The sequence below is a fragment of the Pantoea sp. Ft-CA_14 genome, from assembly GCF_024520875.1.
Lineage (GTDB): Bacteria > Pseudomonadota > Gammaproteobacteria > Enterobacterales > Enterobacteriaceae > Pantoea > Pantoea agglomerans.
Window position 1 is genome coordinate 26,592 of the sequence record NZ_JALNPM010000006.1, and the last position, 26,182, is coordinate 52,773.

28 protein-coding genes are annotated in these 26,182 nt (G+C 55.7%); 9 read left to right on the forward strand and 19 right to left on the reverse strand.

Annotated features, from left to right (window positions below):
• The first annotated feature begins 43 nt into the window (after positions 1-43).
• The 5 genes from artP (at position 44) to NR195_RS11025 (ending at position 3,757) form a co-directional block, all read left to right on the forward strand.
• Positions 44-772 carry an arginine ABC transporter ATP-binding protein ArtP gene (artP, locus tag NR195_RS11005; protein ID WP_010254433.1) on the forward strand — a complete coding sequence of 243 codons (729 nt, stop codon included), beginning with the start codon at positions 44-46 and terminating at the stop codon, positions 770-772.
• A gap of 15 nt (positions 773-787) precedes the next feature.
• Positions 788-1,519: an arginine ABC transporter substrate-binding protein gene (gene artJ / locus NR195_RS11010; protein WP_031593157.1), complete on the forward strand. Its 732-nt coding sequence runs from the start codon at positions 788-790 to the stop codon at positions 1,517-1,519.
• A gap of 6 nt (positions 1,520-1,525) precedes the next feature.
• Positions 1,526-2,242 (forward strand): arginine ABC transporter permease ArtQ, encoded by a 717-nt coding sequence (artQ, locus tag NR195_RS11015; protein WP_256844519.1) that lies wholly within the window; start codon positions 1,526-1,528, stop codon positions 2,240-2,242.
• The gene (gene artM, locus NR195_RS11020; RefSeq protein WP_031593159.1) at positions 2,242-2,910 is read left to right on the forward strand and encodes an arginine ABC transporter permease ArtM; all 669 of its coding nucleotides are present in this window, start codon (positions 2,242-2,244) and stop codon (positions 2,908-2,910) included. Before artQ ends, artM begins: the two co-directional genes overlap by 1 nt.
• 115 nt (positions 2,911-3,025) lie before the next feature.
• On the forward strand, positions 3,026-3,757 hold the full coding sequence (locus NR195_RS11025; RefSeq protein ID WP_010254425.1) for an arginine ABC transporter substrate-binding protein: 732 nt from the start codon (positions 3,026-3,028) through the stop codon (positions 3,755-3,757).
• Here NR195_RS11025 and rlmC read toward each other — a convergent pair.
• The 10 genes from rlmC to NR195_RS11075 form a co-directional block, all read right to left on the reverse strand.
• On the reverse strand, positions 3,736-4,926 hold the full coding sequence (gene rlmC / locus NR195_RS11030) for a 23S rRNA (uracil(747)-C(5))-methyltransferase RlmC (protein ID WP_256844520.1): 1,191 nt from the start codon (positions 4,924-4,926) through the stop codon (positions 3,736-3,738). The two genes, NR195_RS11025 and rlmC, sit on opposite strands and share 22 nt — an antisense overlap.
• A 41-nt stretch (positions 4,927-4,967) precedes the next feature.
• A complete protein-coding gene (locus NR195_RS11035; protein ID WP_010254423.1) occupies positions 4,968-5,435 on the reverse strand; it encodes a YbjO family protein in 468 nt (155 codons plus the stop codon).
• A 75-nt stretch (positions 5,436-5,510) separates the two neighbouring features.
• Positions 5,511-6,356, reverse strand: coding sequence for a putrescine ABC transporter permease PotI (gene potI, locus NR195_RS11040; RefSeq protein ID WP_010254422.1), 846 nt, complete (start codon positions 6,354-6,356; stop codon positions 5,511-5,513).
• Entirely contained in the window at positions 6,353-7,315 is a 963-nt protein-coding gene (potH, locus tag NR195_RS11045) for a putrescine ABC transporter permease PotH (RefSeq protein WP_010254421.1), read from the reverse strand. Before potH ends, potI begins: the two co-directional genes overlap by 4 nt.
• A 9-nt stretch (positions 7,316-7,324) precedes the next feature.
• Positions 7,325-8,458: a putrescine ABC transporter ATP-binding subunit PotG gene (gene potG / locus NR195_RS11050; protein ID WP_010254420.1), complete on the reverse strand. Its 1,134-nt coding sequence runs from the start codon at positions 8,456-8,458 to the stop codon at positions 7,325-7,327.
• Positions 8,459-8,580: 122 nt separating this feature from the next.
• A complete protein-coding gene (potF, locus tag NR195_RS11055) occupies positions 8,581-9,690 on the reverse strand; it encodes a spermidine/putrescine ABC transporter substrate-binding protein PotF (RefSeq protein ID WP_010254418.1) in 1,110 nt (369 codons plus the stop codon).
• Between the two features lie 387 nt (positions 9,691-10,077).
• Entirely contained in the window at positions 10,078-10,557 is a 480-nt protein-coding gene (locus tag NR195_RS11060; protein ID WP_022625960.1) for a YbjN domain-containing protein, read from the reverse strand.
• Between the two features lie 87 nt (positions 10,558-10,644).
• Complete coding sequence (gene rimK, locus NR195_RS11065) at positions 10,645-11,547, reverse strand: 30S ribosomal protein S6--L-glutamate ligase (protein WP_122458973.1); 903 nt, start codon at positions 11,545-11,547, stop codon at positions 10,645-10,647.
• Between the two features lie 20 nt (positions 11,548-11,567).
• A complete protein-coding gene (gene nfsA, locus NR195_RS11070) occupies positions 11,568-12,290 on the reverse strand; it encodes an oxygen-insensitive NADPH nitroreductase (protein ID WP_050679485.1) in 723 nt (240 codons plus the stop codon).
• 16 nt (positions 12,291-12,306) lie between these two features.
• Positions 12,307-12,558 (reverse strand): DUF1418 family protein, encoded by a 252-nt coding sequence (locus tag NR195_RS11075; protein WP_010254414.1) that lies wholly within the window; start codon positions 12,556-12,558, stop codon positions 12,307-12,309.
• A 255-nt stretch (positions 12,559-12,813) separates the two neighbouring features.
• Here NR195_RS11075 and NR195_RS11080 point away from each other — a divergent pair, with 255 nt between their 5' ends.
• On the forward strand, positions 12,814-13,077 hold the full coding sequence (locus tag NR195_RS11080; RefSeq protein WP_010254413.1) for a GrxA family glutaredoxin: 264 nt from the start codon (positions 12,814-12,816) through the stop codon (positions 13,075-13,077).
• 89 nt (positions 13,078-13,166) lie between these two features.
• Here NR195_RS11080 and ybjM read toward each other — a convergent pair whose 3' ends face one another.
• Entirely contained in the window at positions 13,167-13,532 is a 366-nt protein-coding gene (gene ybjM, locus NR195_RS11085) for an inner membrane protein YbjM (protein WP_010254412.1), read from the reverse strand.
• Between the two features lie 258 nt (positions 13,533-13,790).
• On the opposite strand from ybjM, the gene NR195_RS11090 reads away from it, so the two are divergent.
• Positions 13,791-15,479 (forward strand): aspartate:alanine antiporter, encoded by a 1,689-nt coding sequence (locus NR195_RS11090; RefSeq protein ID WP_010254410.1) that lies wholly within the window; start codon positions 13,791-13,793, stop codon positions 15,477-15,479.
• 404 nt (positions 15,480-15,883) lie between these two features.
• Positions 15,884-16,489, forward strand: coding sequence for an undecaprenyl-diphosphate phosphatase (gene ybjG / locus NR195_RS11095; protein ID WP_010254408.1), 606 nt, complete (start codon positions 15,884-15,886; stop codon positions 16,487-16,489).
• Positions 16,490-16,752: 263 nt separating this feature from the next.
• Here the strand turns inward: ybjG and NR195_RS11100 are convergent, their stop codons facing one another.
• Positions 16,753-17,955 (reverse strand): serine hydrolase, encoded by a 1,203-nt coding sequence (locus NR195_RS11100; RefSeq protein WP_010254406.1) that lies wholly within the window; start codon positions 17,953-17,955, stop codon positions 16,753-16,755.
• 272 nt (positions 17,956-18,227) lie between these two features.
• Between NR195_RS11100 and NR195_RS11105 the strand changes: the two genes are divergently transcribed.
• The gene (locus NR195_RS11105) at positions 18,228-18,884 is read left to right on the forward strand and encodes an HAD family phosphatase (RefSeq protein ID WP_033785519.1); all 657 of its coding nucleotides are present in this window, start codon (positions 18,228-18,230) and stop codon (positions 18,882-18,884) included.
• Positions 18,885-19,091: 207 nt separating this feature from the next.
• Here NR195_RS11105 and NR195_RS11110 read toward each other — a convergent pair whose 3' ends face one another.
• From NR195_RS11110 to gsiB, 7 genes are all read right to left on the reverse strand, one after another.
• The gene (locus tag NR195_RS11110) at positions 19,092-20,228 is read right to left on the reverse strand and encodes a PQQ-dependent sugar dehydrogenase (protein WP_033766797.1); all 1,137 of its coding nucleotides are present in this window, start codon (positions 20,226-20,228) and stop codon (positions 19,092-19,094) included.
• A gap of 115 nt (positions 20,229-20,343) precedes the next feature.
• Entirely contained in the window at positions 20,344-21,003 is a 660-nt protein-coding gene (locus tag NR195_RS11115; RefSeq protein WP_179257093.1) for a DUF3313 domain-containing protein, read from the reverse strand.
• Between the two features lie 141 nt (positions 21,004-21,144).
• Positions 21,145-21,780: a carbonic anhydrase gene (locus NR195_RS11120; protein ID WP_010254395.1), complete on the reverse strand. Its 636-nt coding sequence runs from the start codon at positions 21,778-21,780 to the stop codon at positions 21,145-21,147.
• A 516-nt stretch (positions 21,781-22,296) separates the two neighbouring features.
• Positions 22,297-22,746 (reverse strand): DUF4385 domain-containing protein, encoded by a 450-nt coding sequence (locus NR195_RS11125; RefSeq protein ID WP_111533563.1) that lies wholly within the window; start codon positions 22,744-22,746, stop codon positions 22,297-22,299.
• Entirely contained in the window at positions 22,743-23,648 is a 906-nt protein-coding gene (gene gsiD, locus NR195_RS11130; protein ID WP_187491625.1) for a glutathione ABC transporter permease GsiD, read from the reverse strand. The genes NR195_RS11125 and gsiD overlap by 4 nt, the downstream gene beginning before the upstream one ends.
• On the reverse strand, positions 23,645-24,574 hold the full coding sequence (gsiC, locus tag NR195_RS11135) for a glutathione ABC transporter permease GsiC (RefSeq protein WP_010254376.1): 930 nt from the start codon (positions 24,572-24,574) through the stop codon (positions 23,645-23,647). Before gsiC ends, gsiD begins: the two co-directional genes overlap by 4 nt.
• Before the next feature lie 46 nt (positions 24,575-24,620).
• Entirely contained in the window at positions 24,621-26,156 is a 1,536-nt protein-coding gene (gsiB, locus tag NR195_RS11140; RefSeq protein ID WP_010669736.1) for a glutathione ABC transporter substrate-binding protein GsiB, read from the reverse strand.
• Positions 26,157-26,182: the final 26 nt, after the last annotated feature.

Below are 26,182 nucleotides of genomic sequence, written 5' to 3' on the forward strand. Positions count from 1 at the left end.
GACGTTAAAATCCGCGACACTAATAGCTATTCAAATCTGGCGCATGAGTATTCAACTAAACGCAATAAACTGCTTCTACGGTGCTCATCAGGCGCTGTTCGACATTAACCTTGAGTGTCCGCAAGGCGAGACCCTGGTGCTGCTGGGTCCCAGCGGTGCGGGTAAGAGTTCGCTGCTGCGGGTGCTTAACCTGCTGGAGCAACCGCGTTCAGGTCAGTTGCAGATTGCCGGTAATCAGTTCGACTTCAGTCAGAAACCCTCCGATGCTGCGATTCGCGAACTGCGTCAGAACGTCGGTATGGTGTTTCAGCAGTACAACCTCTGGCCGCATCTTACCGTGCTGCAGAATCTGATTGAAGCGCCCTGCCGGGTACTGGGCCTCAGCAAAAGCGACGCCCGCGCCCGCGCCGACAAGCTGCTTGACCGGCTGCGCCTGACGCCCTACAGCGATCGCTTTCCGCTGCATCTCTCCGGTGGTCAGCAGCAGCGTGTGGCGATTGCCCGCGCGCTGATGATGGAGCCGCAGGTGCTGCTGTTCGATGAGCCGACAGCCGCGCTGGACCCTGAAATTACCGCACAGATTGTCAGTATCATTCGCGAACTGGCCCAGACCCGCATTACCCAGGTGATTGTGACCCATGAAGTGGAGGTGGCACGTAAAACGGCCAGCCGCGTCGTCTATATGGAGAACGGTCACATTGTGGAACAGGGCGATGCCAGCCGCTTTACACAGCCGCAAACCGAGGCGTTTGCTCACTATCTTTCGCACTAAGTCAGGATGCTAAAAATGAAAAAAATGGTACTTGCTGCACTGCTTGCTGGTTTTAGCCTGAGCGCTACGGCGGCACAGACGATTCGTTTTGCGACCGAAGCCTCTTATCCTCCTTTTGAGTTTGTGGATGCGGACAACAAGATTCAGGGCTTTGATGTCGATCTGGCCAATGCGCTGTGTAAAGAGATTGATGCGACCTGCACCTTCACCAATCAGGCGTTCGACAGCCTGATCCCAAGCCTGAAATTCCGTCGTTTTGATGCGGTGATGGCGGGCATGGATATCACACCAGATCGTGAAAAACAGGTCCTGTTCACCAAGCCTTACTACGACAACTCCGCGCTGTTTGTTGCCCAGAAAGGCAAAGTCGCCAGCGTGGAAGCGCTGAAAGGCAAGCGGGTTGGCGTCCAGAACGGCACCACGCATCAGAAATACCTGACTGAGAAACACAGCGAAATCACCACCGTTCCTTACGACAGCTATCAGAATGCGGTGCTGGATCTGAAAAATGGCCGTATTGATGCTGTGTTCGGTGACACCGCAGTAGTCAACGAATGGCTGAAGCAGAATGCCGCGCTGGCTGCCGTTGGTGAGAAAGTCACGGACAAAGCCTACTTTGGTACCGGCCTGGGCATTGCGGTACGTACCGGTAACACCGATCTGCAGACCAGATTCAATGGCGCGCTGGATAAGATCAAAGCAGACGGCACGTACAAAACCATCTACAGCAAATGGTTCCAGCAGTAATCTCTGATGAATGAAATGATGACCCTCGCAAGCGCCGCCGGCATGACCGTCGGCCTTGCTGTTTGTGCTCTCATCGCTGGCCTGGTGCTGGCGATGATTTTCGCTGGCTGGGAGTCACTGCGCCTGAAACCGCTGGCGTGGATTGGCACCGGCCTGGTAACGCTGATCCGTGGCCTGCCGGAAATTCTGGTGGTGCTGTTTATCTATTTTGGCGCCTCACAGCTGCTGCTCACCCTCTCTGACGGCTTCACCCTGAATTTCGGCCTGTTTCAGTTACCGATTCAGGTTGAAATTGAAAACTTCGACGTCAGTCCGTTCCTGTGCGGTGTGATTGCGCTGGCGATGCTCTATGCCGCCTACGCCTCGCAAACGCTGCGCGGCGCGCTGAAAGCGGTGCCGATGGGTCAGTGGGAGTCGGGTCAGGCGCTGGGCATGAAAAAATCGGCCATCTTTCTCCGGCTGATTATGCCGCAGATGTGGCGTCACGCCCTGCCCGGTCTGGGCAATCAGTGGCTGGTGCTGCTGAAAGATACTGCGCTGGTCTCGCTGATTAGCGTCAACGATCTGATGCTGCTAACCAAAAGTATCGCCACCCGCACGCAGGAGCCGTTTACCTGGTTCCTGGTGGCGGCCGCTATCTACTTAGTGATCACGCTGTTCAGCCAGGCGGTGTTACGCCGCATCGAACTGCGCACCACCCGCTTTGAACGGGGGAACAGCTAATGCTGGCCTATCTGCCTGAACTCCTGAAAGGGTTGCATACCAGCCTGACGCTGACGGCAGCATCGCTGGTCGTGGCCCTGCTGCTGGCGCTGCTCTTCACCGTGGTGCTGTCGCTGAAAACGCCGGTGTTCAACCCGCTGGTCAAAGGCTTTATTACACTGTTTACCGGCACACCGCTGCTGGTGCAGATCTTCCTGATCTATTACGGTCCGGGACAGTTTCCCTCGATCCAGCAGATCCCCTGGCTGTGGCATTTACTGTCGCAGCCCTGGCTGTGCGCGATGCTGGCGCTGTCGCTGAACAGCGCGGCTTACACCACGCAGCTGTTTTACGGTGCGGTGCGTGCGATTCCTTCCGGACAGTGGCAATCGTGTGCCGCGCTCGGCATGAGCCGCAAAGATACGCTGCGCATTCTGCTGCCATATGCATTTAAACGCGCCCTCTCCTCCTACTCCAATGAAGTGGTGCTGGTGTTCAAAGGCACCTCGCTGGCCTACACCATCACCCTGATGGAAGTCATGGGCCACGGTCAGTTGCTCTATGGCCGCACCTACGACATCACGGTCTATGCCGCGGCGGGTCTGGTTTATCTCTGCGTTAACGGTTTGCTGACGCTGATGATGCGGCTGATCGAAAAGCGCGCCCTGGCCTTCGAACGACGTAACTGATATCCGGGCGAGGCCCCTCGCCCTTTTCGCCTGAAAAATCACACTAATTGCATAAAAATGCATTTTATGGCAGGGTATCGCCTTCTCTGGCTGACCACATCACAGGAATCATAAAATGAAAAAATGGATTGTTGCCGCTGCGCTGGCTTCGCTGGCACTTACCGCCCAGGCAGCGGAAAAGATTCGCTTCGCCGCTTCAGCGACTTATCCGCCGTTTGAATCCCTGGATCGGGAAAATAACCTGGTGGGATTCGATATCGATCTGGCCAAAGCGCTGTGCCAGCAGATGAAAGCGGAGTGTACCTTTACCAACAATGCCTTCGACAGCCTGATCCCGTCACTGAAGTTCCGCCGCTATGACGCGGTGATTTCCGGCATGGATATCACCACTGAGCGCAGCAAGCAGGTCGATTTTACCCAGCCTTATTACGCTAACTCCGCCATCGTGATCGCCCGTAAAGGCCAGTTCAGCAGCTTTGCTGAGCTTAAGGGCAAGCGCATTGGCGTGGAAAACGGCACCACTCACCAGAAGTACCTGCAGGATAAGCATCCGGAAGTGAAAGTGGTGGCCTATGACAGCTATCAGAATGCGATTCTGGATATGAAGAGTGGCCGGCTGGATGGCGTGTTTGGCGACAGCGCGGTGGTGAATCAGTGGCTGAAGACCAATGCGGATCTCGCCACTGTCGGTGAACATGTTACGGATGCGGACTACTTTGGCACCGGTCTCGGCATTGCCGTACGCAAAGGCAATACGGCGCTTCGCGATCAGTTCAATCAGGCGCTGAACGAACTGAAAGCCAACGGCAGCTGGCAGCAGCTTAATCAGAAGTGGTTCCCGGAGTGATTACCGGCTGAGGCAGCCTCTGCCGATGCTTTCCCGGACTCGTGCTGACGGCGGGTTAACAGCGTCAGCACTTCAAAATGGGCGGTGTGGGGAAACATATCGAACAGTTGCACCTTCGTCACCTCATAGGCGCTCAGTCGGGCAATATCCTGCGCCATGGTCTGCGGATTGCAGCTTGAATAGAGCAGATAATCCGGGGCCATCTGGCTGAGATAGTTACACAGCGCCTCACCAATTCCACGACGCGGCGGATTAACCAGCACCAACTGCGGCACCGCATCGCGTCCGGTCGCAAACGCCGTAGAATCCAGCGCCGCAAACTGCACTTTTTCCAGCCCCAGCATCTCAGCGGAACGCTGGGCGCATTTTATCGCCTCGGCGCTGATCTCAATGCCCGTCAGTTCCATCTCCGCTGTCGCGCAGTGCAGACCAAAACCGCCTACGCCGCAGAAGAGATCCCACATGCTGTTGACCGGCAGCGCCCTGACCCAGTCGCGCGCGGTGGCATAGAGTGCGCTGGCAACCTGCGGGTTGGTCTGGAAGAAGCTTTGCGGGCGGATCCACAGCGGCACGCCGTTGAAGTTCTCTGCCAGCGACTGCGCGGGCGTCAGCGCAATCTCTTCTTCCCCCTCCAGAATCGCCATATGCACCGGCTGAATATTGGCAGAGATCACCGCCAGCTGCGGCAGTTGCTGTTGCAGCCACGGCAATGCGGCGCGCAGCTGTTCCAGTTTCGCGGTTGAACGCAGGACAAAGCGCAGCATCACGCCACCCTGCTGGCTTTCGGTTATCAGCAGGAATTTGAGTTCGCCGCGTTTGCGCGCCACGTTATAGGGCGTCAGTCCGGCACGGGCGATAAAGGGCTTAAGTGCAGCAAAAACCGGCTGGAAGCTGGCGGGATAGAGCGGACAATCGCACAGATCCACAGCTTCACCATCACGATGGATTAATCCCAGCACCGGACGCTCTACGCTGCCACTCACCACCATTTTGGCTTTATTACGAAATGCCTGCTGCGGTGAGGTGACCGGCGGCAACCAGGCAGCGACCGGCTGCTCAGCCAGTAACTGTTCCAGCATCGACTGTTTGTCGTTCAGCTGAGTGGGATAGGGTTTTTCCAGCCACTGACAGGAGCGGCAACGGTTAGCGTCATAAAGCGCGCAGTGCATGGTAAAGCCTTAACGATCGGGTCGGGCGGAGCGCGATTGTATCATCGCTTCCTGAAAAAAGCGCGGCTGCTGGCAGGCAGAAACAGCAGCAGGAGCACCAGCAGATCGGGGATTTTCTGCGACAGGGTATGGTGGATAATCTGGACGTTATTGTCGCCATCAATGCTGAAAATCTCGGGGTAGATCCAGCCCAGCGAGGCGACCAGCATATAGCTGAGCACAATCACCTGCGTCGCCACATAGCCCCAGCGTCCACGGTTACTGCCGCGCATCAGGGTAAAGGCGCAGCGCAGTTCGAACAGGAAGATCAGCTGGCTGGCGACAAAGATGAGTGTCGCGTCCCAGGACTGGGCGCTGCGGTGAACAAAATTGGCGAGTTCACTGTAACCCAGCTCATTTGCCAGCATCAGGACGCTCAGGCAGCGGGTCGCAATAATAGCAATGCCCGCAACCGTCACCGGAACCGGCGCGATTGAAAGCGTGGCACTGCTTTTGAAGATTTCTGACATAGTCCGTGACTCCACCTGATCGAAAAACGGGCCGGTCAGACCGGCCCGTTCATATAGTGGCAAAGGTTACGGATTTCAGCCACGTTTAGCTTTCTGAATATCGCTTAAACGTTGTTTTTCTTCGTGTGCCATCACCCGCCAGGCGATAAAACCCACTAAACCGACCACAAACAGGATCAATGAAGCCAGCGCATTGATTTCCGGGTTAACGCCGCGTCGCACGGTGGCGAAGATCGCCATCGGCAATGTGGTGGCACCCGGCCCGGTCACAAAGCTGGCAATCACCAGATCGTCGAGTGACAGGGTAAACGCCAGCAGCCAGCCGGTCACAATAGCCGGTGCAATCATGGGCACGGTAATCACAAAAAAGACCTTCAGCGGCGTTGCGCCTAAATCCATCGCCGCCTCTTCGATGGAACGGTCCAGCTCACGCAGACGCGAGTTAATCACCACGGCCACATAGGCGGTACAGAAGGTGACGTGGGCCAGCCAGATGGTCAGCATGCCGCGTTCGCTCGGCCAGCCAAAGGCGTTGCCCATTGCCACAAACAGCAGCAGCAGCGACAGGCCGGTGATGACGTCGGGCATCACCAGCGGCGCGGTGAGCATAAAGGCAAAACCGTTGTGGCCGCGGAAGCGACCAAAGCGCACGATAATCACCGCCGCCAGCGTGCCCAGCACCACCGCCATGGTGGCGGAGAGACCGGCAATGCTCAGACTCAGCAGCACGGCGTCAATCATCGCGCTGTCCTGGAAGAGCACCCTGTACCAGTGGAACGAGAAGCTCTCCCACACCGTCACCAGCGGTGAGCTGTTGAATGAGTAAACCACCAGCAGAAGCATCGGCGCATAGAGGAACAGGAAGCAGCAGACCAGAATACCGGTACGCCAGGGTGAGCGAATGGTTGGCAAATTATTCATGCCTTCTCTCCCATTTCACGGTTTTGATGCTTGTGGAACCAGATGATCGGCAGAATCAGGATCAGCAGAATGATAACCGCCAGCGCGGAGGCCACCGGCCAGTCGCGGTTGTTAAAGAACTCCTGCCACAGGATACGGCCAATCATGATGCTGTCCGGGCCACCCAGCAGTTCAGGGATCACGTACTCCCCCACCGCCGGAATAAACACCAGCATCGATCCGGCGATAATGCCCCCTTTTGTCAGCGGGACAATCACGCTGAAAAAGGTCTTCAGCGGACGCGCACCCAGATCCAGTGAGGCTTCCACCAGCGAGTAATCAATGCGGGTCAGCGCGGTGTAGATTGGCAGCACCATAAACGGCAGATAGCAGTAGACGATACCGATATAGACCGCTGTATTGGTGTAGAGGATCACCAGCGGATGATCGATCACCCCCAGCCACAGCAGGAACCGGTTCAGGATACCGTTGTTGTTAAGCAGCCCCATCCAGGCGTAGACGCGCACCAGAAATGAGGTCCACGACGGCAGGATCACCAGCAGCAGCAGAATGGTGCGCATGGATGGCTTGCTGTGCGCCACGGCCCAGGCGAGCGGGTAGCCAATCAGCAGACAGATCACCGTGGAGATCGCCGCCACTTTCAGCGACTGCAGATAGGCATCGACGTAGAGCGGATCGTCGGTCAGCGTCAGGTAGTTGCCGAAATTGAGCACAATGCTGAACTGGTCATCAGCCCAGCTCACCAGCTCGGTGTAGGGGGGAATCGCACGCGCAATGTCCGCGAAGCTGATCTTCAGCACCGTCAGAAACGGCAGCAGAAACAACAGCACCAGCCAGACATAAGGCAAGGCGATCACCAGCTTGCGGCCATGCTGCATTTTTATCCGCGTGGCCCAGCGTTGCAGCGGCGTGCCGACCAGTCGGGCAGGCGCTTTGGCGCGTTGGAAAATCTGGCTCATAGCCGCTCCTTAAACCGTCAACACCACGCAGCTGTCGCATTCCCAGCAGAGGCGGACTTCATCACCCCAGGTCGGCAACCCTTTGCGGTAGCGATGCGCGTTTTGCAACTGTGCGCTGATCATCTGTCCGCTGTGCAGACGGACATGGAAGATAGAGAGGTCGCCGAGATAGGCGATGTGGACCACTTCACCCACCGCAAAGTTACAGCCATCGGCAGGCACCTCATCGCACAACATCACTTTTTCCGGGCGCAGTGCGACATGGACCGGAACGTTATCCACCACCGAGACATCGGAGTCGACTTTCAGCGGATGCATCAGGCCGGGACTGTCGATCACCAGGCCATCCGCCTGACGTTCACGCAGTAAGCCTTCGAAGACGTTAACCGAACCGATAAATTCCGCGCTGTAGCGGCTGGTAGGATGCTCGTAGATCTCCTCCGGTTCACCAATCTGCACGAACTTGCCGCGATTCATAATCGCGATACGGCCCGCCATGGTCATCGCCTCTTCCTGATCGTGCGTCACCATCACACAGGTGGCGCCAACACGCTCCAGAATATCGACCACTTCCAGCTGCATCCTGTCGCGCAGCTTCTTGTCCAGTGCCCCCATCGGCTCATCCAGCAGCAGCAGTTTCGGCCGCTTCGCCAGGCTGCGGGCCAGCGCCACACGCTGACGCTGACCACCGGAGAGCTGGTGCGGTTTGCGTTTAGCAAACTCCTGCATATGCACCAGCGCCAGCATCTCTGCTACCCGGCTGGTGATCTCCCCTTTCGGCAGCCGATCCTGTTTCAGACCAAAGGCGATATTCTGCTCCACCGTCATGTGGGGAAACAGCGCGTAGGACTGGAACATCATGTTGATCGGGCGCTGATAGGGAGCAACGTGGGACAGATCCTGGCCATCCAGCACAATCTGCCCGCTGGTTGGCGGCTCAAAACCGGCCAGCATGCGCAGCAGCGTTGATTTACCACAGCCCGATGCGCCCAGCAGGGCAAAGATCTCACCTTTATAAATAGTCAGGCTGACATCATCCACGGCGTGTTGCCCGTCAAAGGATTTGGTCAGATTGCGAATTTCCAGCAGTGGCGTTAACGCCTTTGCGGTTTTATTTTGAGGACGGGGAATGGCATCGTTCACAAAGGTTCTCTCCGGAGCCAGGCGGAACATGGCGACAAAATTTGCCGCTAAAAATGGCACAACAGAGGCCGACACCGCGCCTCTGTTGCTGATTCATGACAGGTCAATCCGTTAAGGACGAATTACTTACCACTTTTTACTTTAGTCCATGCGCGCGTACGCACACGATCCAGTTTAGGATCCTGGACTTTCAGCACAAACAATTTCGACATCGCTTCTGGCGTCGGGAAGATACCCGGGTTGTTGCGGACGTCGGCATTGATCAACGGCAGCGACGCTTTGTTGCCGTTGGCGTAGTTCATTTTGTTGGAGACATCGGCGATCACTTTCGGATCCATGATGTAGTTCAGCCAGGCGTAAGCACCATCGAGGTTTTTCGCATCTTTCGGGATCGCCATCATATCGAAGAAGGCCAGTGCGCCCTCTTTCGGTACGCTGTAGCCCAGATGCACGCCATTTTTCGCCGCATCAGCACGGTTTTTCGCCTGCAGAATATCGCCCGACCAGCCAATGGCGACGCAGATATTACCGTTGGCCAGATCGTTGATGTACTGCGACGAATGGAAGTAGCGGATATTCGGACGCAGTTTCAGCAGCAGGTCAGTGGCCGCGCCGGAATACTCTTTGGCATCAGAGGTATTAGGATCTTTGCCCAGGTAGTTGAGCACCGTGGCGAAAATCTCTTCTGGGGCATCCAGGAAGGAGACGCCGCAGCTTTTCAGCTTCTCCAGATTTTCCGGCTTCAGCACCAGATCCCAGCTGTTGACCGGCGCATCGGCGCCCAGTGCGGCTTTGACCTTGTCGACGTTGTAGCCGATACCGGTGGTGCCCCACAGATAAGGAATGGCATATTTATTACCCGGATCGTGCTGCGCCACTTTTTCCATCAGCGCCGGATCGAGGTTTTTGTAGTTAGGCAGTTTGCTCTTATCCAGCGGCTGGAATACCCCGGACTGCAACTGACGCGCCAGGAAGCTGGAGGATGGCACCACCACATCATAGCCGGTGCTGCCCGCCATCAGTTTGCCTTCCAGGACTTCGTTGGAGTCAAAAACATCGTAGACCACTTTGATGCCGGACTGCTTTTCAAAGTTCGGCACGGTATCTGGCGAAATATAATCGGACCAGTTGTAGACGTGCAGCGTTTTATCTTCCGCCATGCTGCTGGCCGATGCGGCCATCAGCGCAGCAGCTACCACAGCTGACAGCCATTTCTGACGTGAGTTGAACATATTTTTCCATCCTCCTGAGCGGGTCATTACAACGCTGCAAACCAGAGATCCCTGCATTGCGTTCTGTACAAGACGTCAGTGACACAATGAATCATTATTCAGCGGGAGTTTAATAGCAAAAACCTATAGCTGAGGCGCAGTTACGCGCCTGTTACAGCCCCGCAAGCATAGCCCCCCCGGTCAGGCTTCACCAGACCCCAGCGTAAAAAACGCCTGAAAGCGATATTTTATGCATGTTTGAGCTATGAGGTTCGGCTTTGATGGCATAAACCACGACTAATATCTGGCGTTAAAGGGCAAAATGCAGAATAAAAAATTATCGCGGCAGCGGATGGCGGGCATAAAAAAGCCGTCTCAGGGACGGCTTAGTGTGTGACCATGTCGGGCTTAGTGCAGCACAGAATGAACGCTGGTCACCGGAACGTGCTCTTCTTCTTCGCCCACGATCAACAGATTGTTGGCAAAGGCTTCCAGGATCACCATGGAGATCTGCTCTTCACTCTGTTTCATAAAGTGCGAGAACTGACCAAAGGTTAACCCGGCGGTGGTAATCATTGACTGACAGACAATGAGTTTCGGCAGATTATCATCCTGAATGTCGATAAATGCTTTCACCGTCAGCGAACTGGCATTGATCTGCGACAAATCGCCAACCAGTGGAATCAGCGCCGTCGGCTTCACTTCAGCCAGCGCCGAAAACAGAATGACGTTGTCGACCAGATCGATTTTGGCGTCAAACACCCCATCGAAGTTTTGCATGTGCGGCAGATGAAGTGCCTGACAGGCATCGCATTCGAACCAGGTGATATTTTGCTGATCCAGCCAGCGACGCAGCAGGTCGATATCCGGAACGACAAGAGAATCCATCGTAAAATCCCAGTGGGGTGATAAACAGGCGACTTAGCTTACGGAAAAATGCGCGACGATGCCATGAAAACCGCTGAAAAGCGCGTGTCAGCCAGCGGTTTTAGGACGGAGCCCGGGGATGGCCTGCTGCTCAATCCGTTCGATCATCAGGACGGCGATGTTAAGGTCAGTGCTGGTTTCAATGCCTTCAAGACCGGGCGAGGCGTTAACTTCCATCACCAGCGGGCCGCGATGGGCGCGCAGAATATCGACGCCCGCCACTTCCAGCCCGAGCGTAGCCGCCGCTTTCACGGCGATCTGGCGCTCCTGTTGCGTAATGACGACGGGATAAGCTTTGCCGCCGCGATGCAGATTAGAGCGGAAGTCGCCCTCTTTCGCCACCCGCTCAATCGCTGCCACCACCTGATTGCCAATCACCAGACAGCGAACATCACGACCCTGCGCTTCTTTAATAAACTCCTGCACCAGAATATGGGCATTCAGGCCGCGAAAGGCATCGATAACGCTTTCTGCCGCCTGCCGCGTTTCCGCCAGCACCACGCCAATGCCCTGGGTGCCCTCCACCAGCTTGACCACCAGCGGCGCACCGCCGACAAGGGCGATCAGATCAGCGGTGTCATCGGGTGAGGAGGCAAAGCCGGTGACCGGCATGTCGATGCCTTCCCGTGCCAGCAGCTGCAGCGAGCGCAATTTGTCACGGGTGCGGGTAATGGCGGCGGACTCATTCAGCGGATAGCTGCCGCACATCTCAAACTGTCGCAGCACGGCCGTGCCATAAAAAGTGATAGGGTTGCCGATGCGCGGGATAACCGCATCAAAATGGCCCAGCGGTTCACCACAGTAGTGAACCGCCGGTGAGGCGGGATTAATATTCATATAGCAGGAGAGCGGATCGATGATCTGAACCTGGTGGCCGCGTGCGGCGGCCTCCTCACGCAGTCGCCGACTGGAGTAGAGCGTCTCATCACGTGACAGGATAGCTATCTTCATCGCTGCTCTCCCTTACTGGCTTAACGCGTGGCCCAGCCCTGCTGATGCAGATAATCGAGCATAAACGGACGCGTCTCTTTAATGATCAGGCGCTGGATCAGCTCACTCCAGGTTTCACTGCGCTGGTTGCTGCCGCGCTGCTGATAATAGAGTTCTGTGCGGCTATCGTATTCGGCCAGTACCGCCGGATCCAGCGGCTGATAGCGGTTCTCATGCACCAGCATCGCGTGCGGCATACGCGGTTTGACGTCCGGCTTTGACTCCGGATGGCCCAGGCAAAAACCAAACAACGGCAGAACAAATTTCGGCAGGCCCAGCAGTTCGGTTACTTCCACGATACTGTTACGGATTCCGCCGATAAAGACGCCGCCCAGATCCAGCGATTCCGCTGCGACCATGGCATTCTGCCCCATCAGCGCGGTATCGACGCAGCCCAGCAGCAACTGCTCGGCACGACCCAGCTGCGCATCAGGGCAAATCTGCAGGTGGCGATTAAAGTCAGCGCAGAAGATCCAGAACTCAGGCGCATCCGCGACCCAGGTCTGTCCGCCCGTCAGCGTCACCAGCTTGTCGCGCAGGGCTTTGTCGGTGATACGGATAATGGAAGAACACTGTAAAAAACTGGATGTGGACGCCGATTGCGCCGCAGTAATAATCGCTTCACGCTGTGCTTCGCTGACCGGCTGGTCAGTAAAGGCGCGGATTGAACGATGGCTGCACAGTAAATCAATGGTCGGTGTCATAAAGTCTCCAGCAATATTATCTTTTTTTGTCAGTTTGATTAAACAGCTGTGGTGCTATCGCTTTCGCGGTGCGCCACATTAACAGCCAGGCAGCAGGCAGCATCAGAACCACGCCAGCAATAAACAGCACAGTGGCCAGCGTTTTTACATCCGCCTTGTCTGGCAGCGGAAGCCAGTGGTTGATCAGCAGCAGCGCGGCCACGATTAACAGGCCGCCAGCCGCCTCCAGCACCACCACAAACCGGGGTAATCTGGCTACACTCTGCATGATATCCTCCTGCCTTAGCGGCTGACTGAGCGTCAATTATGGTCAACAACCCAAAAATTGCGCGAGATACACGGGCTGCCGGCGCGAAAAAGCCTCTGATTCAGAGGCTTCCTGACCGGGCAGCGATAGCGTGCGGGCATCAGACTAACAGGCAAATCCTGCTTTCCTTAAGCGATACGAGCGGGCATCATGGTTGCCATTCTCTGTTTCATTGTGTGATACACATCACATAATAGTCGCTGCAAGGAGTTCTCAATGATTGCTGTTATTTTTGGTCGTCCGGGCTGTCCCTACTGTGTGCGTGCCCATGAACTGGCCGACAAACTAACCGCTGAACGTGATGATTTTAGCTACCAGTATGTCGATATTAACGCAGAAGGCATTACTAAAGCCGACCTGGAAGCGAGCGCCGGTAAACCGGTCAGCACCGTGCCACAGATTTTCGTCGACGAAAAACATATCGGTGGCTACACCGAGTTTGCGGCCTGGACCAAAGAGAATCTGGGATTTGCCGCGTAAGCGCTGATAGCCGGAATGAAAAAGGCGAGCCAGGATTTTCCTGTCTCGCCTTTTTTGCGCTCTGCCGGTCATCCATCGCCCAACACTGTTTAATTGAGTGAGGCCATCACTATCTGCATCAACCGCACCAGCAAAGCCCCGCAGCCTGCCCAGAACAGCGCGCTAAGGCTCCATGCGACCACAAAAAGTGCATTGCTGTGGATAAACAGGCTGCTGTTTAACAGCAGTGCTGCCAGTAACGTTCCCCATAGCCCCATCAGCAGAGTGCTTTTTAACGGGCTTTCCACCTGCACCAATGCCATCACGATACCGGGCAACATAAAGAGCAGTAATTCGGGCTGACCGCGAAGCGGGCCGGGACCGACCTGCCAGAAATGACAGGTAAAGACAAACACCAGACTGTACAACACCACGCCGCACAGGCGGGTAGTCCAGAGATAAGAACGCTGCGGCATACCACCCCACTGATTAAAAGTAACCCCGACAATAACCTGCTGATAACCCTGATGCGTTCAGATGGAAATAAAAAGAAACAGTTCGCTGTGGCAACGAATGAAAACAGCCAATGGCTGTGAAAGATATTTGTGATTAGAATAGCGCCGCGGTAAAGGTTCCATTTGCAGTACTGATGCAACAGCACCTCAACGGCCTGCTCACGATAGCGAAAAACAGGCTACTCTTCAATAGGTTACATGTAAACAAGAAGTTAAACAGTGAATATTAACGTCGCAGGATTGTTAAGCGGAAATGACATTTTGTTATTGTTTGTCGTTTTAGCGCTCGGCCTCTGTCTGGGTAAGTTGCGTCTGGGCTCGGTTCAGCTGGGAAATTCGATTGGCGTATTAGTGGTTTCGCTCTTATTAGGCCAGCAGCACTTTACGATCAATACAGATGCATTGAGTCTGGGCTTTATGCTGTTTATTTTTTGTGTCGGCGTCGAAGCCGGTCCCAACTTTTTTTCCATTTTCTTTCGCGACGGCAAAAACTATTTCATGCTCGCCATCGTCATGGTGGTCAGCGCACTGTTGCTGGCGCTGGGACTGGGCAAACTCTTTGGCTGGGATATCGGTCTCACCGCCGGCATGCTGGCCGGGTCGATGACCTCAACGCCGGTGCTGGTCGGAGCGGGCGATACCCTGCGGCAAAGCATCAGCGATCCGAAACAGCTTGGACTGATGCAGGATCAGTTGAGCCTCGGTTATGCCGTGACCTATCTGATAGGCCTGGTCAGTCTGATTTTCGGCGCACGTTATCTGCCCCGTCTGCAACATCAGGATCTGCCCACCTGCGCTCAGCAGATCGCCCGGGAACGCGGTCTGGATGCGGACAGCCAGCGCAAAGTTTTCCTGCCGGTGATCCGCGCCTATCGCGTCGGTCCGGAACTGGTGGCATGGAGCGGCGGCAAAAACCTGCGCGAACTGGGTATCTATCGTCAGACCGGTTGCTACATTGAGCGCATCCGCCGCAACGGTATTCTCGCCAGTCCCGATGGCGATGCGGTGTTACAGCTCGGCGATGATATCTCGCTGGTGGGCTATCCCGATGCTCACGCCCGGCTCGACCCCAGCTTCCGCAACGGCAAAGAGGTTTTTGACCGCGACCTGCTGGATATGCGTATCGTCACTGAAGAGATCGTGGTGAAAAACCACAATGCGGTAAACAAACGCCTCAGCAAGTTAAACCTCACCGATCACGGCTGCTTCCTGAACCGGGTGATACGCAGTCAGATTGAGATGCCGATCGACGACAGTATCATGCTGAACAAAGGTGATGTGCTGCAGGTCAGCGGCGAGGCACGACGAGTGAAAAGCGTGGCGGATCGCATTGGCTTTATCGCGATTCACAGTCAGATGACCGATCTTTTAGCCTTCTGCGCCTTCTTTATCGTGGGTCTGATGATTGGTCTGATCACCTTCCAGTTCAGCAATTTCAGTTTTGGTATTGGTAACGCCGCGGGCCTGCTGTTCGCCGGTATCATGCTCGGCTTCCTGCGCGCCAACCATCCAACCTTTGGTTATATTCCGCAGGGCGCGCTCACTATGGTGAAAGAGTTCGGTCTGATGGTGTTTATGGCGGGAGTGGGATTGAGTGCCGGTAGTGGCATTAATCACGGCCTGAGCAGCGATGGTGCGCTGATGCTGCTGTGCGGCCTGCTGGTCAGCCTGATTCCGGTGATCATCTGCTATCTGTTTGGTGCTTATGTGTTGCGGATGAACCGCGCCCTGCTGTTTGGCGCCATCATGGGCGCACGTACCTGCGCACCGGCCATGGAGATCATCAGTGATACGGCACGCAGCAATATTCCGGCGCTGGGCTATGCCGGGACCTATGCCATCGCCAATGTGTTGCTGACGCTGGCGGGAACGCTGATTGTGATTATCTGGCCGATATTGCCCCTATAAAATTTTTTTGCCTGCGTCCAGAACTTTATTGTTAAGGGATAGTCATAATAAGTGCCACTGCTTTTCTTTGAAATCCCCAAATTGTGGAGCCCGCTGGTCTTTTTCCCGGCGGGTTTTTTTATGCCTTTTTTTCGTCCCTGCCCGTCATTCCCCGCCTGATTCGCAACTGCAAATGTCATAAAACTTAAACCGTTACACAACTCAACGGCAGATTAAGAGCCTTTCTATAGACGAACAAAACGGTAAAAAGCAGGATAGACCGCTGTTTAGTTAGCAATTTGTGCTGACTGATTGGGTGAGCGTGCTGTCGCTGACCGTTTTTTTTGCCGCTGTTATCGGGCCGGGCTGGCGGGATGCTGCCAGCTGCCGTTAACCGGACTGTCTGCTGAGGAATTTATCCCGAAATGGAAGAGCTGAACCATTCACTGTTTACTGCCATTAATGCCACACCGGCTTCACCCGCCTGGTTACTGCAGCTGGCGACGTTTTTTGCCAAAGATCTGATCGCCATCGTGCCGCTGTTAATCGTGGCGATGTGGCTCTGGGGACCGCGTGATCAGGTTTCTTCGCAGCGGGTGCTGGTACTGAAAACCGGTATGGCGCTGATCTATGCGCTGGCGATCTCCTGGTCTGTGGGCCAGCTGTTGCCGCATCCCCGCCCTTTCGCTATCGGTTTTGGTTATCAGTTCCTGCATCACGCCGCCGATGACTCCTATCCCAGCGATCACGGCACCACGATCTTCACCTTTGCACTGGCCTTTATCTTCTGGCATCGCCTCTGGTCAGGTGTGGTTCTGATGGTGGCCGGTTGCGCTATTGCCTGGTCACGGGTCTACCTTGGCGTTCACTGGCCAATGGATATGCTGGGCGGGTTCCTGGTGGGTCTGCTGAGCTGTCTGGCTTCGCATCTGGCGTGGCAGTTCTATGGCGAGCGGATGCTGGCGGTAATCAATCCACTCTATCGGTCGCTGTTTGCCGTGCCGATTCGCAAAGGCTGGACGCAGGATTAAAAAAGGGACGCGTTAGCGTCCCTGAAGCTGTCGGAAAAAAACTGCACCTGACAGCGGTGAGATCGAGCCTGCGCAGGGAACTGGGTCAGATTGGAAAGACGCAAAAACCGCCATCCATGGCATGCTCGTCCCGCGCCATCCCTGGCGCGGGACGCTTTCCTCTTCTGACCCAGCTCCCTGCGCGCTGAGCTAATGCGTTGCGGTTAGATCCTGTTTTAGAAACAGCGCTCGTCTGAGAGGAACATATCAGCGTCCCTGCTTACTTATGAAAACCACTTCCCGAACCAGCCATTGAATTTCATCATCACGAAATCAATCATCCGGCTGAAGAACCCGCCTTCCGGCACATCCTGCATCACCACCAGCGGCCGCTGCTCAATGGTTTTCCCGTCCAGCTGGAAATCGATGGTGCCGACCACCTGATTCTTCTTCAGCGGAGCTTCCAGCTGCGGCGTAGTGAGTCTGAAACTCGCCTTCAGATTCTTCATCTGCCCTTTAGGGATGGTCAGCGCAGCATCTTTCGCCACGCCCAGATTGACCTGGCTGCGATCACCAAACCAGACCCGCTGCTGCGCAAACGGCGCATCCGCTTTAATCGGCGTGACCGTTTCAAAGAAACGGAAGCCCCATGTCAGCAGCTTTTCACTTTCGCGGAAACGAATCGCATCGCTGGCGGTGCCCAGCACCACCGAGATCAGACGCATATCCCCTTCGGTTGCTGAAGCGACCAGGTTATTCCCCGCGCCTGAGGTGTGGCCGGTTTTGACGCCATCAACCTTGAGATTGGTGCTCCACAACAGGCGGTTGCGGTTGATCTGGCGAATATTATTGAAGGTGAACTCTTTCTCTTTATTCAGCGCGTACTCTTCGGGCACATCGCGGATCAGCGCCTGAGCAATCAGCGCCATGTCACGCGCGGTACTGTACTGCCCTTCTGCATCCAGACCATGCACCGTCATAAAGTGGGTATTCTGCAGTCCCAGCGCCTTCACGTAGTTGTTCATCAGGCCGATAAACGAATCCTGACTGCCCGCCACATAATCCGCCAGCGCAATACAGGCGTCATTGCCGGACTGGATCACGATTCCCTTATTCAGCTCATGCACCGGAATACGATCGCCCGGCTTGAGGAACATCAGCGACGAGCCGCGCAGCTTAGGATTGCCGGTGGCCCAGGCATCCTGTCCGACGGTAACCAGGTCATCCGGCTTGATTTTCCCCGCTTTAATCGCCTGACCCACAACATAGCTGGTCATCATTTTAGTCAGACTGGCGGGGTCGAGGCGCTGATCGGCACTGGATTCGGTTAACACCTTACCGCTGGCGTAGTCGATCAGAATCCACGCTTTAGCATCAATGCCTGGCGCGGCGGGAGCCTGCTCAGCAAAAACGCTGACGGGGGCAAGAATCAGTAATGAAGTGGCAGCAAGGTGCCGCAGGCGAGATGTGAAGCGAGTGTTTGTCATGGGCTTGGCCGGATTGTCCTTGTTAAATCGAAATTCCAGGGGCAGAAAATTCTCACTCAAACGCTAACCCTTGACGGCAGCGAAAAAAACCGTCGAATCGTAAAGTTTTTTAGAGTTTAGTAGAGTAACCCTGGCATAAGTGCCGCGCGCGTGCCGCTTTTCCCCGATTCTGTCGCTATTAAAACTGCGTGAAATTCCGATTTTTCGCAGAAGAGTTAAGCCCGTCACAAATATCAGTTAACCTGAACGCCAGTCAGCCGAGGAGACCGACCATGGACTTAGCCCTTTTTGATCTGGATGAAACACTCATTTGTGAAGACAGCACCAGCCTGTGGCTGCGCTGGCTGGTATCACAGGGATTCGCCCCCAGTGAACTGATTGATCAGGAACAGGCATTAATGAGCCAGTACTATGCCGGTACGCTGTCGATTGAAGAGTATATGAATAAAACACTCTCTCCCCTGGCGGGCATGGCCACGCTTACCGTTGAAGGCTGGGTGCGCCGCTTCATTCACCGCGACATCATGCCACGCGTTTATCCTGCAGCCCGCGAGCGGATTGAGTGGCACCGGGCGCGTGGCGACAAGGTCATGATCATCTCCGCCAGCGGCGAGCATCTGGTGGTGCCGATTGCAGAAAAGCTGGGTGCCTGCGGCGCGCTGGCGATTGGCGTTGAAATCGTGGACGAGCGCTACAGCGGCAACACTTACGGCACCATGACCTATAAAGAGGGCAAAGTCACGCGACTGGGTGACTGGAAAGCGCTGCAGCAGGACGAGGCCTTTGACCGCACCTGGGCCTACAGCGATTCGATGAACGACCTGCCGCTACTGGAACAGGCCGATCATGCCCATGTCATCAACCCTGACGAACAGTTACACCAGGAAGCGTTAAACCGCGGCTGGCAGGTTTATCACTGGGCGCGCTGACTCAGAGCCTGCTCCATCAGGCATACTGTTGCTGGCAGCCTGGACACGGGCAGCGCGGCACAATCCGTAGTACACGTAGTCCGTGAGGATTACTCGCTGCGCTCGCCCCTTCAGGGCCGCCCTGACGGGCGTTCAGGTTGCTAAAGCAGCCTGTGTGAGCACTGCCCTGGCCCAGACTGACCAATAAAATAGCCCGGGGACAGGCTCTTAGCCGCGGGACGCACCAGCGTCCTGCGCTAATCCCACTTTCAGCAGCTTGCCATTGGCCTCATCGGTCAGCACATAGAGCCAGCCATCCGGCCCCTGACGCACATCGCGAATGCGCGCCTTCTGATCGTCCAGCAGACGCTGCTCTTCCACCACTTTCTCGCCGTTAATACTCAGACGAATCAGGTTTTTCTCTTTCAGAGCGCCGATAAACAGCGAGTTTTTCCACTGCGGAAAACGGGCGCTATTGTAGAACGCCATGCCGCTGATGGCCGGAGAATCCTTCCAGTGATAAAGCGGCGGTTCGGTACCCGCAACCTGTGTGCCTTGTGACTCCGGCACTTTGTCACCGCTATAGTCGATGCCGTAGGTTGCCAGCGGCCAGCCGTAATTCTTGCCCCGCTCCATGATATTCACTTCATCGCCGCCGCGCGGGCCATGTTCATTTTCCCATATCTTGCCGGTCCAGGGGTTAAGCGCCAGCCCCTGCGGATTACGCAAACCAAAGGCCCAGATCTCTGGCCGTGCGCCGCGCTGTTTCGCAAACGGGTTATCGTCCGGCACGCTGCCATCGGCGTTGAGCCGCAGCAGTTTGCCCTGCAGCTTATCGAGATCCTGCGCAGCGCTGCTGGCAAAGTTATCGCCGAAGGCGATCCAGAGATAGCCCTGGGTATCAAACGCCAGCCGGGTACCGATGTTGTTGCCGCTGGAGAGCATCGGCGTCTGCCGAATCACCTCGCGGAAATCGCTGAGTTGCCGGTTATCCTTGCTCAGCGTGCCAACGCCTACCACCGCGCCCGCTTTACCACTGCTGTTCGCTTCGGTATAGCTAAGCCAGACGCGACGACTGGTGGCAAAATCGGGTGCCAGCACCACGTCCAGCAGGCCACTCTGCCGTTCTGCCCAGACCTTTGGCACGCCCTGGATCGGCTGCGACAGGCCGCTCTCCGGGCTCCAGCTGCGCAGTTGTCCGCTACGTTCGGTAATCAGCAGCGTTTTGTTGTCGGGCAGGAAGGCGACGGACCATGGATGTTGTAACTTATCCTGTAATACCTCGACCTTTACGTCGGCGGCAAACAGGGGGGCGGTACAGAACAGGGAGCCACTTAGCAACAAGGCAGTTGAGAAACGGGCCATAACGATCTCCTGACGGGATAGAATGCCCTTAAGCGTAGTCAGCCCCTCTGCAATGATGTTGAGGATTTACAAAAGATTAATCAGGGCGACAGCGCTCTGCTGTCGCCCGTCAGAGTCAGGGCGCGTTAAAACTTACCGTGTCACGCACCATCGTATCGATCCCAGGCTTCAGCTCGTCAAAGGTGATCGGCGTATTGCTGTTACTGACCGTTTTGCCAAAGGCTTTGCGAACCACCCGGATCATCGGTTTGCCCGTCACCGCATCGCTGGCTTCTATCTCCAGAAACAGTTCGCTGTTCTGAGTACGATGCCCTGACGCCGCCATGGTGCTGGCAACGACCGCGGCAACCGGTACCACTTCATAAAACTGCACGCCCTGATTTTCTGCTGACACGGCGGTAATGGCGGCCCTTACCTTCAGGGTATGCGGCGTAGCCTGATTCACCAGCGGCAGGCGGGTGGCTATCGCGCCTTTTAGCTGGATCTCGGTGTAACTGAGCACCTGATCCAGCGTTTGCTGAGTGACACGTGGCGTGGGGTGCGCCGCCGGGTAGTAGATCAGCGATGTATAAAGCACATCTTTATAATGGCTGCTTTGATAGTCGGGTGATATCCAGCGCAGAGTCGGTTCACCACTGGCTGACGAAGCCGGTTGCAACTGACTGTAATCGCTTAAAAAACCTGAATATTGCTGCTTATCAGCAACATGAGAAGTACAACCACTGAGCAGCATGGCAGAGACCGCCAGAAGAGCAGCAACGGAAGTTTTACGCATCATCAACTCGCTTGTATCAGGAAGGTTTAAGCAAGCATAGATAAGCCAGAAGGGAAATGCAGAATAACAGAGGCGATTTAACGCTGTTATGCAGAATAAATAGCAGGAAAACCCGCTGCAGAGCACAGCGGGCGAAAAAGATTACTCAAAGCAGGTATCAGGATTCTCAGACAGGGTGATGAACTGTTTGCCACCCTGGGTCAGCGCCATAATGGTGCCGCTTTCGATATCGTAAACCCAGCCGTGCAGACGCAGCTTACCGTTACGCAGCGCGACGGAAACGGAAGGATGGGTTTTCATGTTGTTCAGCTGGGCGATGACGTTCTCTTTGACCATCTCGTTCAGCTTCTTCTCTGGCGAGTCATACTCACGCTGCTCAACCACCGCTTTTGCCGCATCGGCATAGCGCAGCCAGTGCTCAACCGCAGGCATGGTATCCATGCAGGCGCAGGAGGCGATGGCGTTCATGGCACCACAGTTAGAGTGACCACAGATGATGATGTCGGAGACGCCCAGCGCGACCACCGCATATTCGATAGTGGCGGAGACACCGCCTGGCTCCGGGCCGAATGAGGGAACGATGTTGCCCGCATTGCGGATAACGAACAGCTCTCCTGGCTCCTGCTGCGTCACCAGTTCAGGCACCAGACGGCTATCTGAACAGGAGATGAACAGCGCTTTCGGATTTTGATTTGATGCCAGGCTTTTGAAAAGATCCTTCCTTTCAGGAAACACATTCTGCTGGAAATTCAGAAATCCGTTGATGATCTCTTTCATTATTTAGCTCTCACATTATCCATTTCATTACCTGAGGGGCATAGCCCCCTCAGTGGGGTTTGCCCGTTTATTATTAATGAAAACAAGTGAATATCAACCCGCCTTTTACCGGATGCTCTAAACAGCGGCCACTGTCAGCGTTTCGCTTGTTCATCAGTCAGAGGCTCCGCAGCCAATTTCTTTTTATAGCACGGGAAGTTATTGGAAAAAGCACGGTTTGAACCGCCCGTTTTTTTGCCTGTGCTGTGGATCGGCTTTTACGCGTTTTTTCACTACTTTACGCCCCCGGCTCGCCAGCAGAAAAGGTTTCTCTTCTGCTGCTGTCTGACCTTATCTGGCAAGCGTGGCGGGCTATGGCGTTTTAGGGCGTGGCGAAACGGCTGCGCATCTGGCAGCACGGGCGCTGCAGCAGAACCGTTGCAGGCAAGGAATGAGGGATAAGATTGAGCAGGACGGGTTCATTAAAACAACCCCGGCAGCAGGAGGTAACAGCTGCCGGGAGAGCAGAATTAACGCTTAGCCATACTGCTGCTGATGCGCTTTTTTACGTCGCAGATAGTCTTCATCTGCACGAAGTTTGTCCCAGTAGCCTTTGAAAACAGCCGCCGCCGCGGCTTTTTCCTCGTTGATGCCGCGCGGCAGCTCCTTGCCATCTGCGTCATATTTACGTCCGCCCTTGTGGTTGCTGTAACGGCGCGCACGGGTATACCCCATCTGAATAAATTTGCGCGCCATATCCATGCCGACAAAATCATCTTTGCGCCGATACTCCTCAAACAGCGCCATGATTTTCTCAGCCGACTCTTCAGCAATGGGAACGGTACGAAAACGCCAGTGTGGCAGTATTTCGCCTTTATAAGGCTCGACCATCAGCACGCCCTGCTCACCACGCCCGACCTGATAAAGCTCGGGGTGCTGGCGGAAGTCGATAGTGCTGAAGTCCTGATCATAATCGAAAGGTTTCATCTCTTTAGTTTAGGATCAAGTGCGTCGCGCAGCCCGTCTCCGAGTAAATTAAATGCCAGAACGGTGAGGAAGATGGCCAGGCTGGGGAAAATTGCCACGTGAGGCGCGATAACCATGTCGGCCCGCGCCTCATTCAGCATTGCACCCCACTCCGGCGTAGGCGGTTGCGCCCCCAGCCCCAGAAACGACAGGCTGGCCGCGGTAATGATTGAGGTACCGACCCGCATGGTGAAATAGACCACAATCGGCGATACCGTGCCGGGCAGGATATGCCGCATCAGGATAGTCCAGTCAGAAGCGCCGATACTGCGTGCCGACTCAATATAGGTCTGATGCTTCAGCACCAGCGTATTGCCGCGAACCAGCCGGGCAAAAGCCGGGATACTGAAGATAGCGACCGCCACAATCACATTACTCATGCCGCTGCCCATAATCGCCACCACCGCAATCGCCAGCAGAATGCCGGGAAAGGCAAACAGCACATCGCAGATACGCATGGTGATGCGGTCCCACCAGCCTTCGTAATAGCCGGCTAACAGCCCAAACAGCGTGCCGATCAGCGCGCCGATCACCACCGAAAAGAAGCCTGCAATCAGGGAAATCCGCGTGCCGACCAGCACCCGACTGAAGATGTCGCGCCCCAGCGAATCGACGCCAAACAGATGCATCAGCGAGGGGCCGTCATTGAGCCGGTCATAATCGAAGTAATTCTCTGCGTCGAACGGCGCAATCCACGGGGCAATAACCGCCAGCACAATCAGTACCAGCACAAACAGCCCGGCCAGCAGCGCCACCGGCTGCCCTCTGAAACGCCGCCAGAATTCACGCCACGGCGTTCGCACCCGATTCTCCGCAATCAGCGGCATCGTTTTCAGTGCCGCTTCGCGTCGCCAGTTTTTCATCGCGACTCCTTAAAGCGAATAGCGGGATTAATCACCGCATAGAGCATGTCGACAAACAGGTTGATCAGAATAAACTCCAGTGAAAACAGCAAAACTTCCGCCTGAATAACCGGGTAGTCGCGCATCGCCACGGAATCGACCAGCAGTCGCCCCAGGCCCGGCCAGTTAAACACCACCTCGACCACGATCGAGCCGCCCAGCAGGAAACCAAACTGCAGCCCCATCATCGTTACCACCGGGATCATGGCGTTGCGCAGGCCATGCTTGACCACCACCAGCGACTCGCGCACCCCTTTGGCCCGGGCGGTCCGCATATAATCTTCCTGCATCACCTCCACGAACGAGGCACGGGTAAAGCGCGCCATCACCGCCGCCACCGCCGCACCCAGGGTGATGGAGGGCAGAATGTAATGTTTCCAGCTCTCTGCACCGACGGTTGGCAGCCATCCCAGTTCAACTGAGAAGACCTGCATCAGCAGCATGCCCAGCGCAAAGGCGGGAAACGAAATGCCCGACACCGCCAGCGTCATCCCCAGTCGATCGGGCCAGCGATTGCGCCAGACAGCAGAAACGATGCCGATTGCCATGCCAAAAATCACGGCCCAGATCATGCTGACCAGCGTCAGCCACAGGGTCGGCATAAAGCGTGAGGCGATCTCCTCCGCGACCGGCCGCTTCGAGACCATCGACTGGCCGAAATCGCCCTGCAGCGCATTCAGCATAAAGTGCCAGAACTGCTGCGGCAGCGGCAGGTCGAGTCCTAGCTCCTGACGCACCAGCGCCACAACCGAGGCATCGGCTTCCGGCCCGGCGATCAGACGCGCCGGGTCGCCCGGCAGCAGGTGAACAAACAGGAACACCAGCACCGCCACAATCAGCAGCGTGGGGATCAGCCCAAAGAGTCGTTTGAGAAAATAGTTAAACATGCAACATCCTGCAGCTGCGGCCAGCCTCACGGGCTGGCCGGCTCCGTTACTTCAGAGTTGCCTCATCGAAATTGAATGAGGTATCGGGCATCACATAAAAACCGCTGAGGTTTTTGCTGTTGGCAGAAACCAGCTGCTCAACTACCAGTGGGATCCATGGGTGATCCTGCCAGATGGTATCCTGCGCATCTTTGTAGAGACGCGCTTTCTCGGCACGATCGGTGGTTTTCAGCGCATCAGCCAGATCTTTATCGACCTTAGGATTGCTGTAAAACGCGGTATTGAAGATCGCCGGTGGCCAGGCCGTAGTAGCAAACAGTGGCGTCAGTGCCCAGTCCGCTTCGCCGGTTGAGGCGGACCAGCCGGTGTAGAACATGCGCACGCCGCTCTCTTTCTGGCCCTTGCCTTCTACTTCAGCGGCACGCTGACCCGCATCCATCGCCGTAACTTTAACTTTCACGCCAACCTGCGCCAGCTGCTGCTGGGTGAACTGCAACACTTTCTGCGCGGTGCTGTGGTTGTGTGACGACCAGAGCGTGGTTTCAAACCCGTTCGGGTAACCCGCCTCTTTCAGCAGGGCTTTCGCTTTGGCCGGATCGTAGCTGATGGCCGGATAGGTCTGAGCGAAGTCGATGGTGGGCGGCACGATGCCGGTAGCAGGCGTGGCGTAACCGGAGAACGCCACTTTCGCCAGCGCCTGACGGTTGATGGCATACTCCAGCGCTTCACGCACCTTCGGATTATCGAACGGCTTCTGAGTGACGTTAAGGCTGATGTAACGCTGCATAATCGATGGCGTGGTTACCACAGCAAGCTTGCTGTTCTTCTCCAGCAGTTTTGCCTGCTCATAGGGCACCGGGAAAGCAAAGTTCGCTTCGCCGGTCTGCAGCATCGCCGCGCGGGTGTTGTTATCCACCACCGGTCGCCAGGTAATGCTGTCCAGCTTCGGATAGCCCGGCTTCCAGTAGCCGTCCCACTTCTTCACCTTCACAAAATCGGTCTGGTTCCAGGTTTCAAACACAAACGGGCCGGTTCCTACCGGATGGAAACCGATCTCTTTGCCATATTTTTTCAGCGCGGTAGGCGAAATCATCGCTGCCGCCGGATGGGCCAGGATGTTGATAAAGGCGGAGAACGGCTCTTTCAGCGTTACTTTTACCGTAGTTGGATCCACCACTTCGGTGCTGGCGATATGTTTAAACAGGTTGTAGCGCTTGAGATGGTTATCCGGGTTGCTGGCACGATCGAGGTTGACCTTTACCGCTTCCGCATTGAAGTCAGTGCCATCCTGGAATTTAACTCCGGAACGCAGCTTAATGGTGTAGGTCAGGCCGTCGGCGCTGGCCTGATAGCTCTCAGCCAGCACGTTAGTGAGCTTCATCTCTTTATCAAAGCCAAACAGGCCCTGATAGAAGGATTTCGCGACCGCCTGCGACAGCGTGTCGTTGGCGTCATAGGGATCGAGAGTGGTGAAGTTGGACGCGACGGCAATCACCGCATCCTGTGCTGCCCAGGCGGGCAATGCCATTGCGCTGCTTAACACGCCAGCCGCCAGTAACCCTTTACGCATCGTAATCTGCATCTTGTTCTCCTGTAATCCCTGTCGGG

Coding starts and splice junctions, on each gene's coding strand:
- artP (WP_010254433.1), top strand. CDS start 44: ATGAGTATTCAACTAAACGCAATAAACTGCTTCTACGGTGCTCATCAG.
- artJ (WP_031593157.1), top strand. CDS start 788: ATGAAAAAAATGGTACTTGCTGCACTGCTTGCTGGTTTTAGCCTGAGC.
- artQ (WP_256844519.1), top strand. CDS start 1,526: ATGAATGAAATGATGACCCTCGCAAGCGCCGCCGGCATGACCGTCGGC.
- artM (WP_031593159.1), top strand. CDS start 2,242: ATGCTGGCCTATCTGCCTGAACTCCTGAAAGGGTTGCATACCAGCCTG.
- NR195_RS11025 (WP_010254425.1), top strand. CDS start 3,026: ATGAAAAAATGGATTGTTGCCGCTGCGCTGGCTTCGCTGGCACTTACC.
- rlmC (WP_256844520.1), bottom strand. CDS start 4,926: ATGCACTGCGCGCTTTATGACGCTAACCGTTGCCGCTCCTGTCAGTGG.
- NR195_RS11035 (WP_010254423.1), bottom strand. CDS start 5,435: ATGTCAGAAATCTTCAAAAGCAGTGCCACGCTTTCAATCGCGCCGGTT.
- potI (WP_010254422.1), bottom strand. CDS start 6,356: ATGAATAATTTGCCAACCATTCGCTCACCCTGGCGTACCGGTATTCTG.
- potH (WP_010254421.1), bottom strand. CDS start 7,315: ATGAGCCAGATTTTCCAACGCGCCAAAGCGCCTGCCCGACTGGTCGGC.
- potF (WP_010254418.1), bottom strand. CDS start 9,690: ATGTTCAACTCACGTCAGAAATGGCTGTCAGCTGTGGTAGCTGCTGCG.
- NR195_RS11060 (WP_022625960.1), bottom strand. CDS start 10,557: ATGGATTCTCTTGTCGTTCCGGATATCGACCTGCTGCGTCGCTGGCTG.
- rimK (WP_122458973.1), bottom strand. CDS start 11,547: ATGAAGATAGCTATCCTGTCACGTGATGAGACGCTCTACTCCAGTCGG.
- nfsA (WP_050679485.1), bottom strand. CDS start 12,290: ATGACACCGACCATTGATTTACTGTGCAGCCATCGTTCAATCCGCGCC.
- NR195_RS11075 (WP_010254414.1), bottom strand. CDS start 12,558: ATGCAGAGTGTAGCCAGATTACCCCGGTTTGTGGTGGTGCTGGAGGCG.
- NR195_RS11080 (WP_010254413.1), top strand. CDS start 12,814: ATGATTGCTGTTATTTTTGGTCGTCCGGGCTGTCCCTACTGTGTGCGT.
- ybjM (WP_010254412.1), bottom strand. CDS start 13,532: ATGCCGCAGCGTTCTTATCTCTGGACTACCCGCCTGTGCGGCGTGGTG.
- ybjG (WP_010254408.1), top strand. CDS start 15,884: ATGGAAGAGCTGAACCATTCACTGTTTACTGCCATTAATGCCACACCG.
- NR195_RS11100 (WP_010254406.1), bottom strand. CDS start 17,955: ATGACAAACACTCGCTTCACATCTCGCCTGCGGCACCTTGCTGCCACT.
- NR195_RS11105 (WP_033785519.1), top strand. CDS start 18,228: ATGGACTTAGCCCTTTTTGATCTGGATGAAACACTCATTTGTGAAGAC.
- NR195_RS11110 (WP_033766797.1), bottom strand. CDS start 20,228: ATGGCCCGTTTCTCAACTGCCTTGTTGCTAAGTGGCTCCCTGTTCTGT.
- NR195_RS11115 (WP_179257093.1), bottom strand. CDS start 21,003: ATGCGTAAAACTTCCGTTGCTGCTCTTCTGGCGGTCTCTGCCATGCTG.
- NR195_RS11120 (WP_010254395.1), bottom strand. CDS start 21,780: ATGAAAGAGATCATCAACGGATTTCTGAATTTCCAGCAGAATGTGTTT.
- NR195_RS11125 (WP_111533563.1), bottom strand. CDS start 22,746: ATGAAACCTTTCGATTATGATCAGGACTTCAGCACTATCGACTTCCGC.
- gsiD (WP_187491625.1), bottom strand. CDS start 23,648: ATGAAAAACTGGCGACGCGAAGCGGCACTGAAAACGATGCCGCTGATT.
- gsiC (WP_010254376.1), bottom strand. CDS start 24,574: ATGTTTAACTATTTTCTCAAACGACTCTTTGGGCTGATCCCCACGCTG.
- gsiB (WP_010669736.1), bottom strand. CDS start 26,156: ATGCAGATTACGATGCGTAAAGGGTTACTGGCGGCTGGCGTGTTAAGC.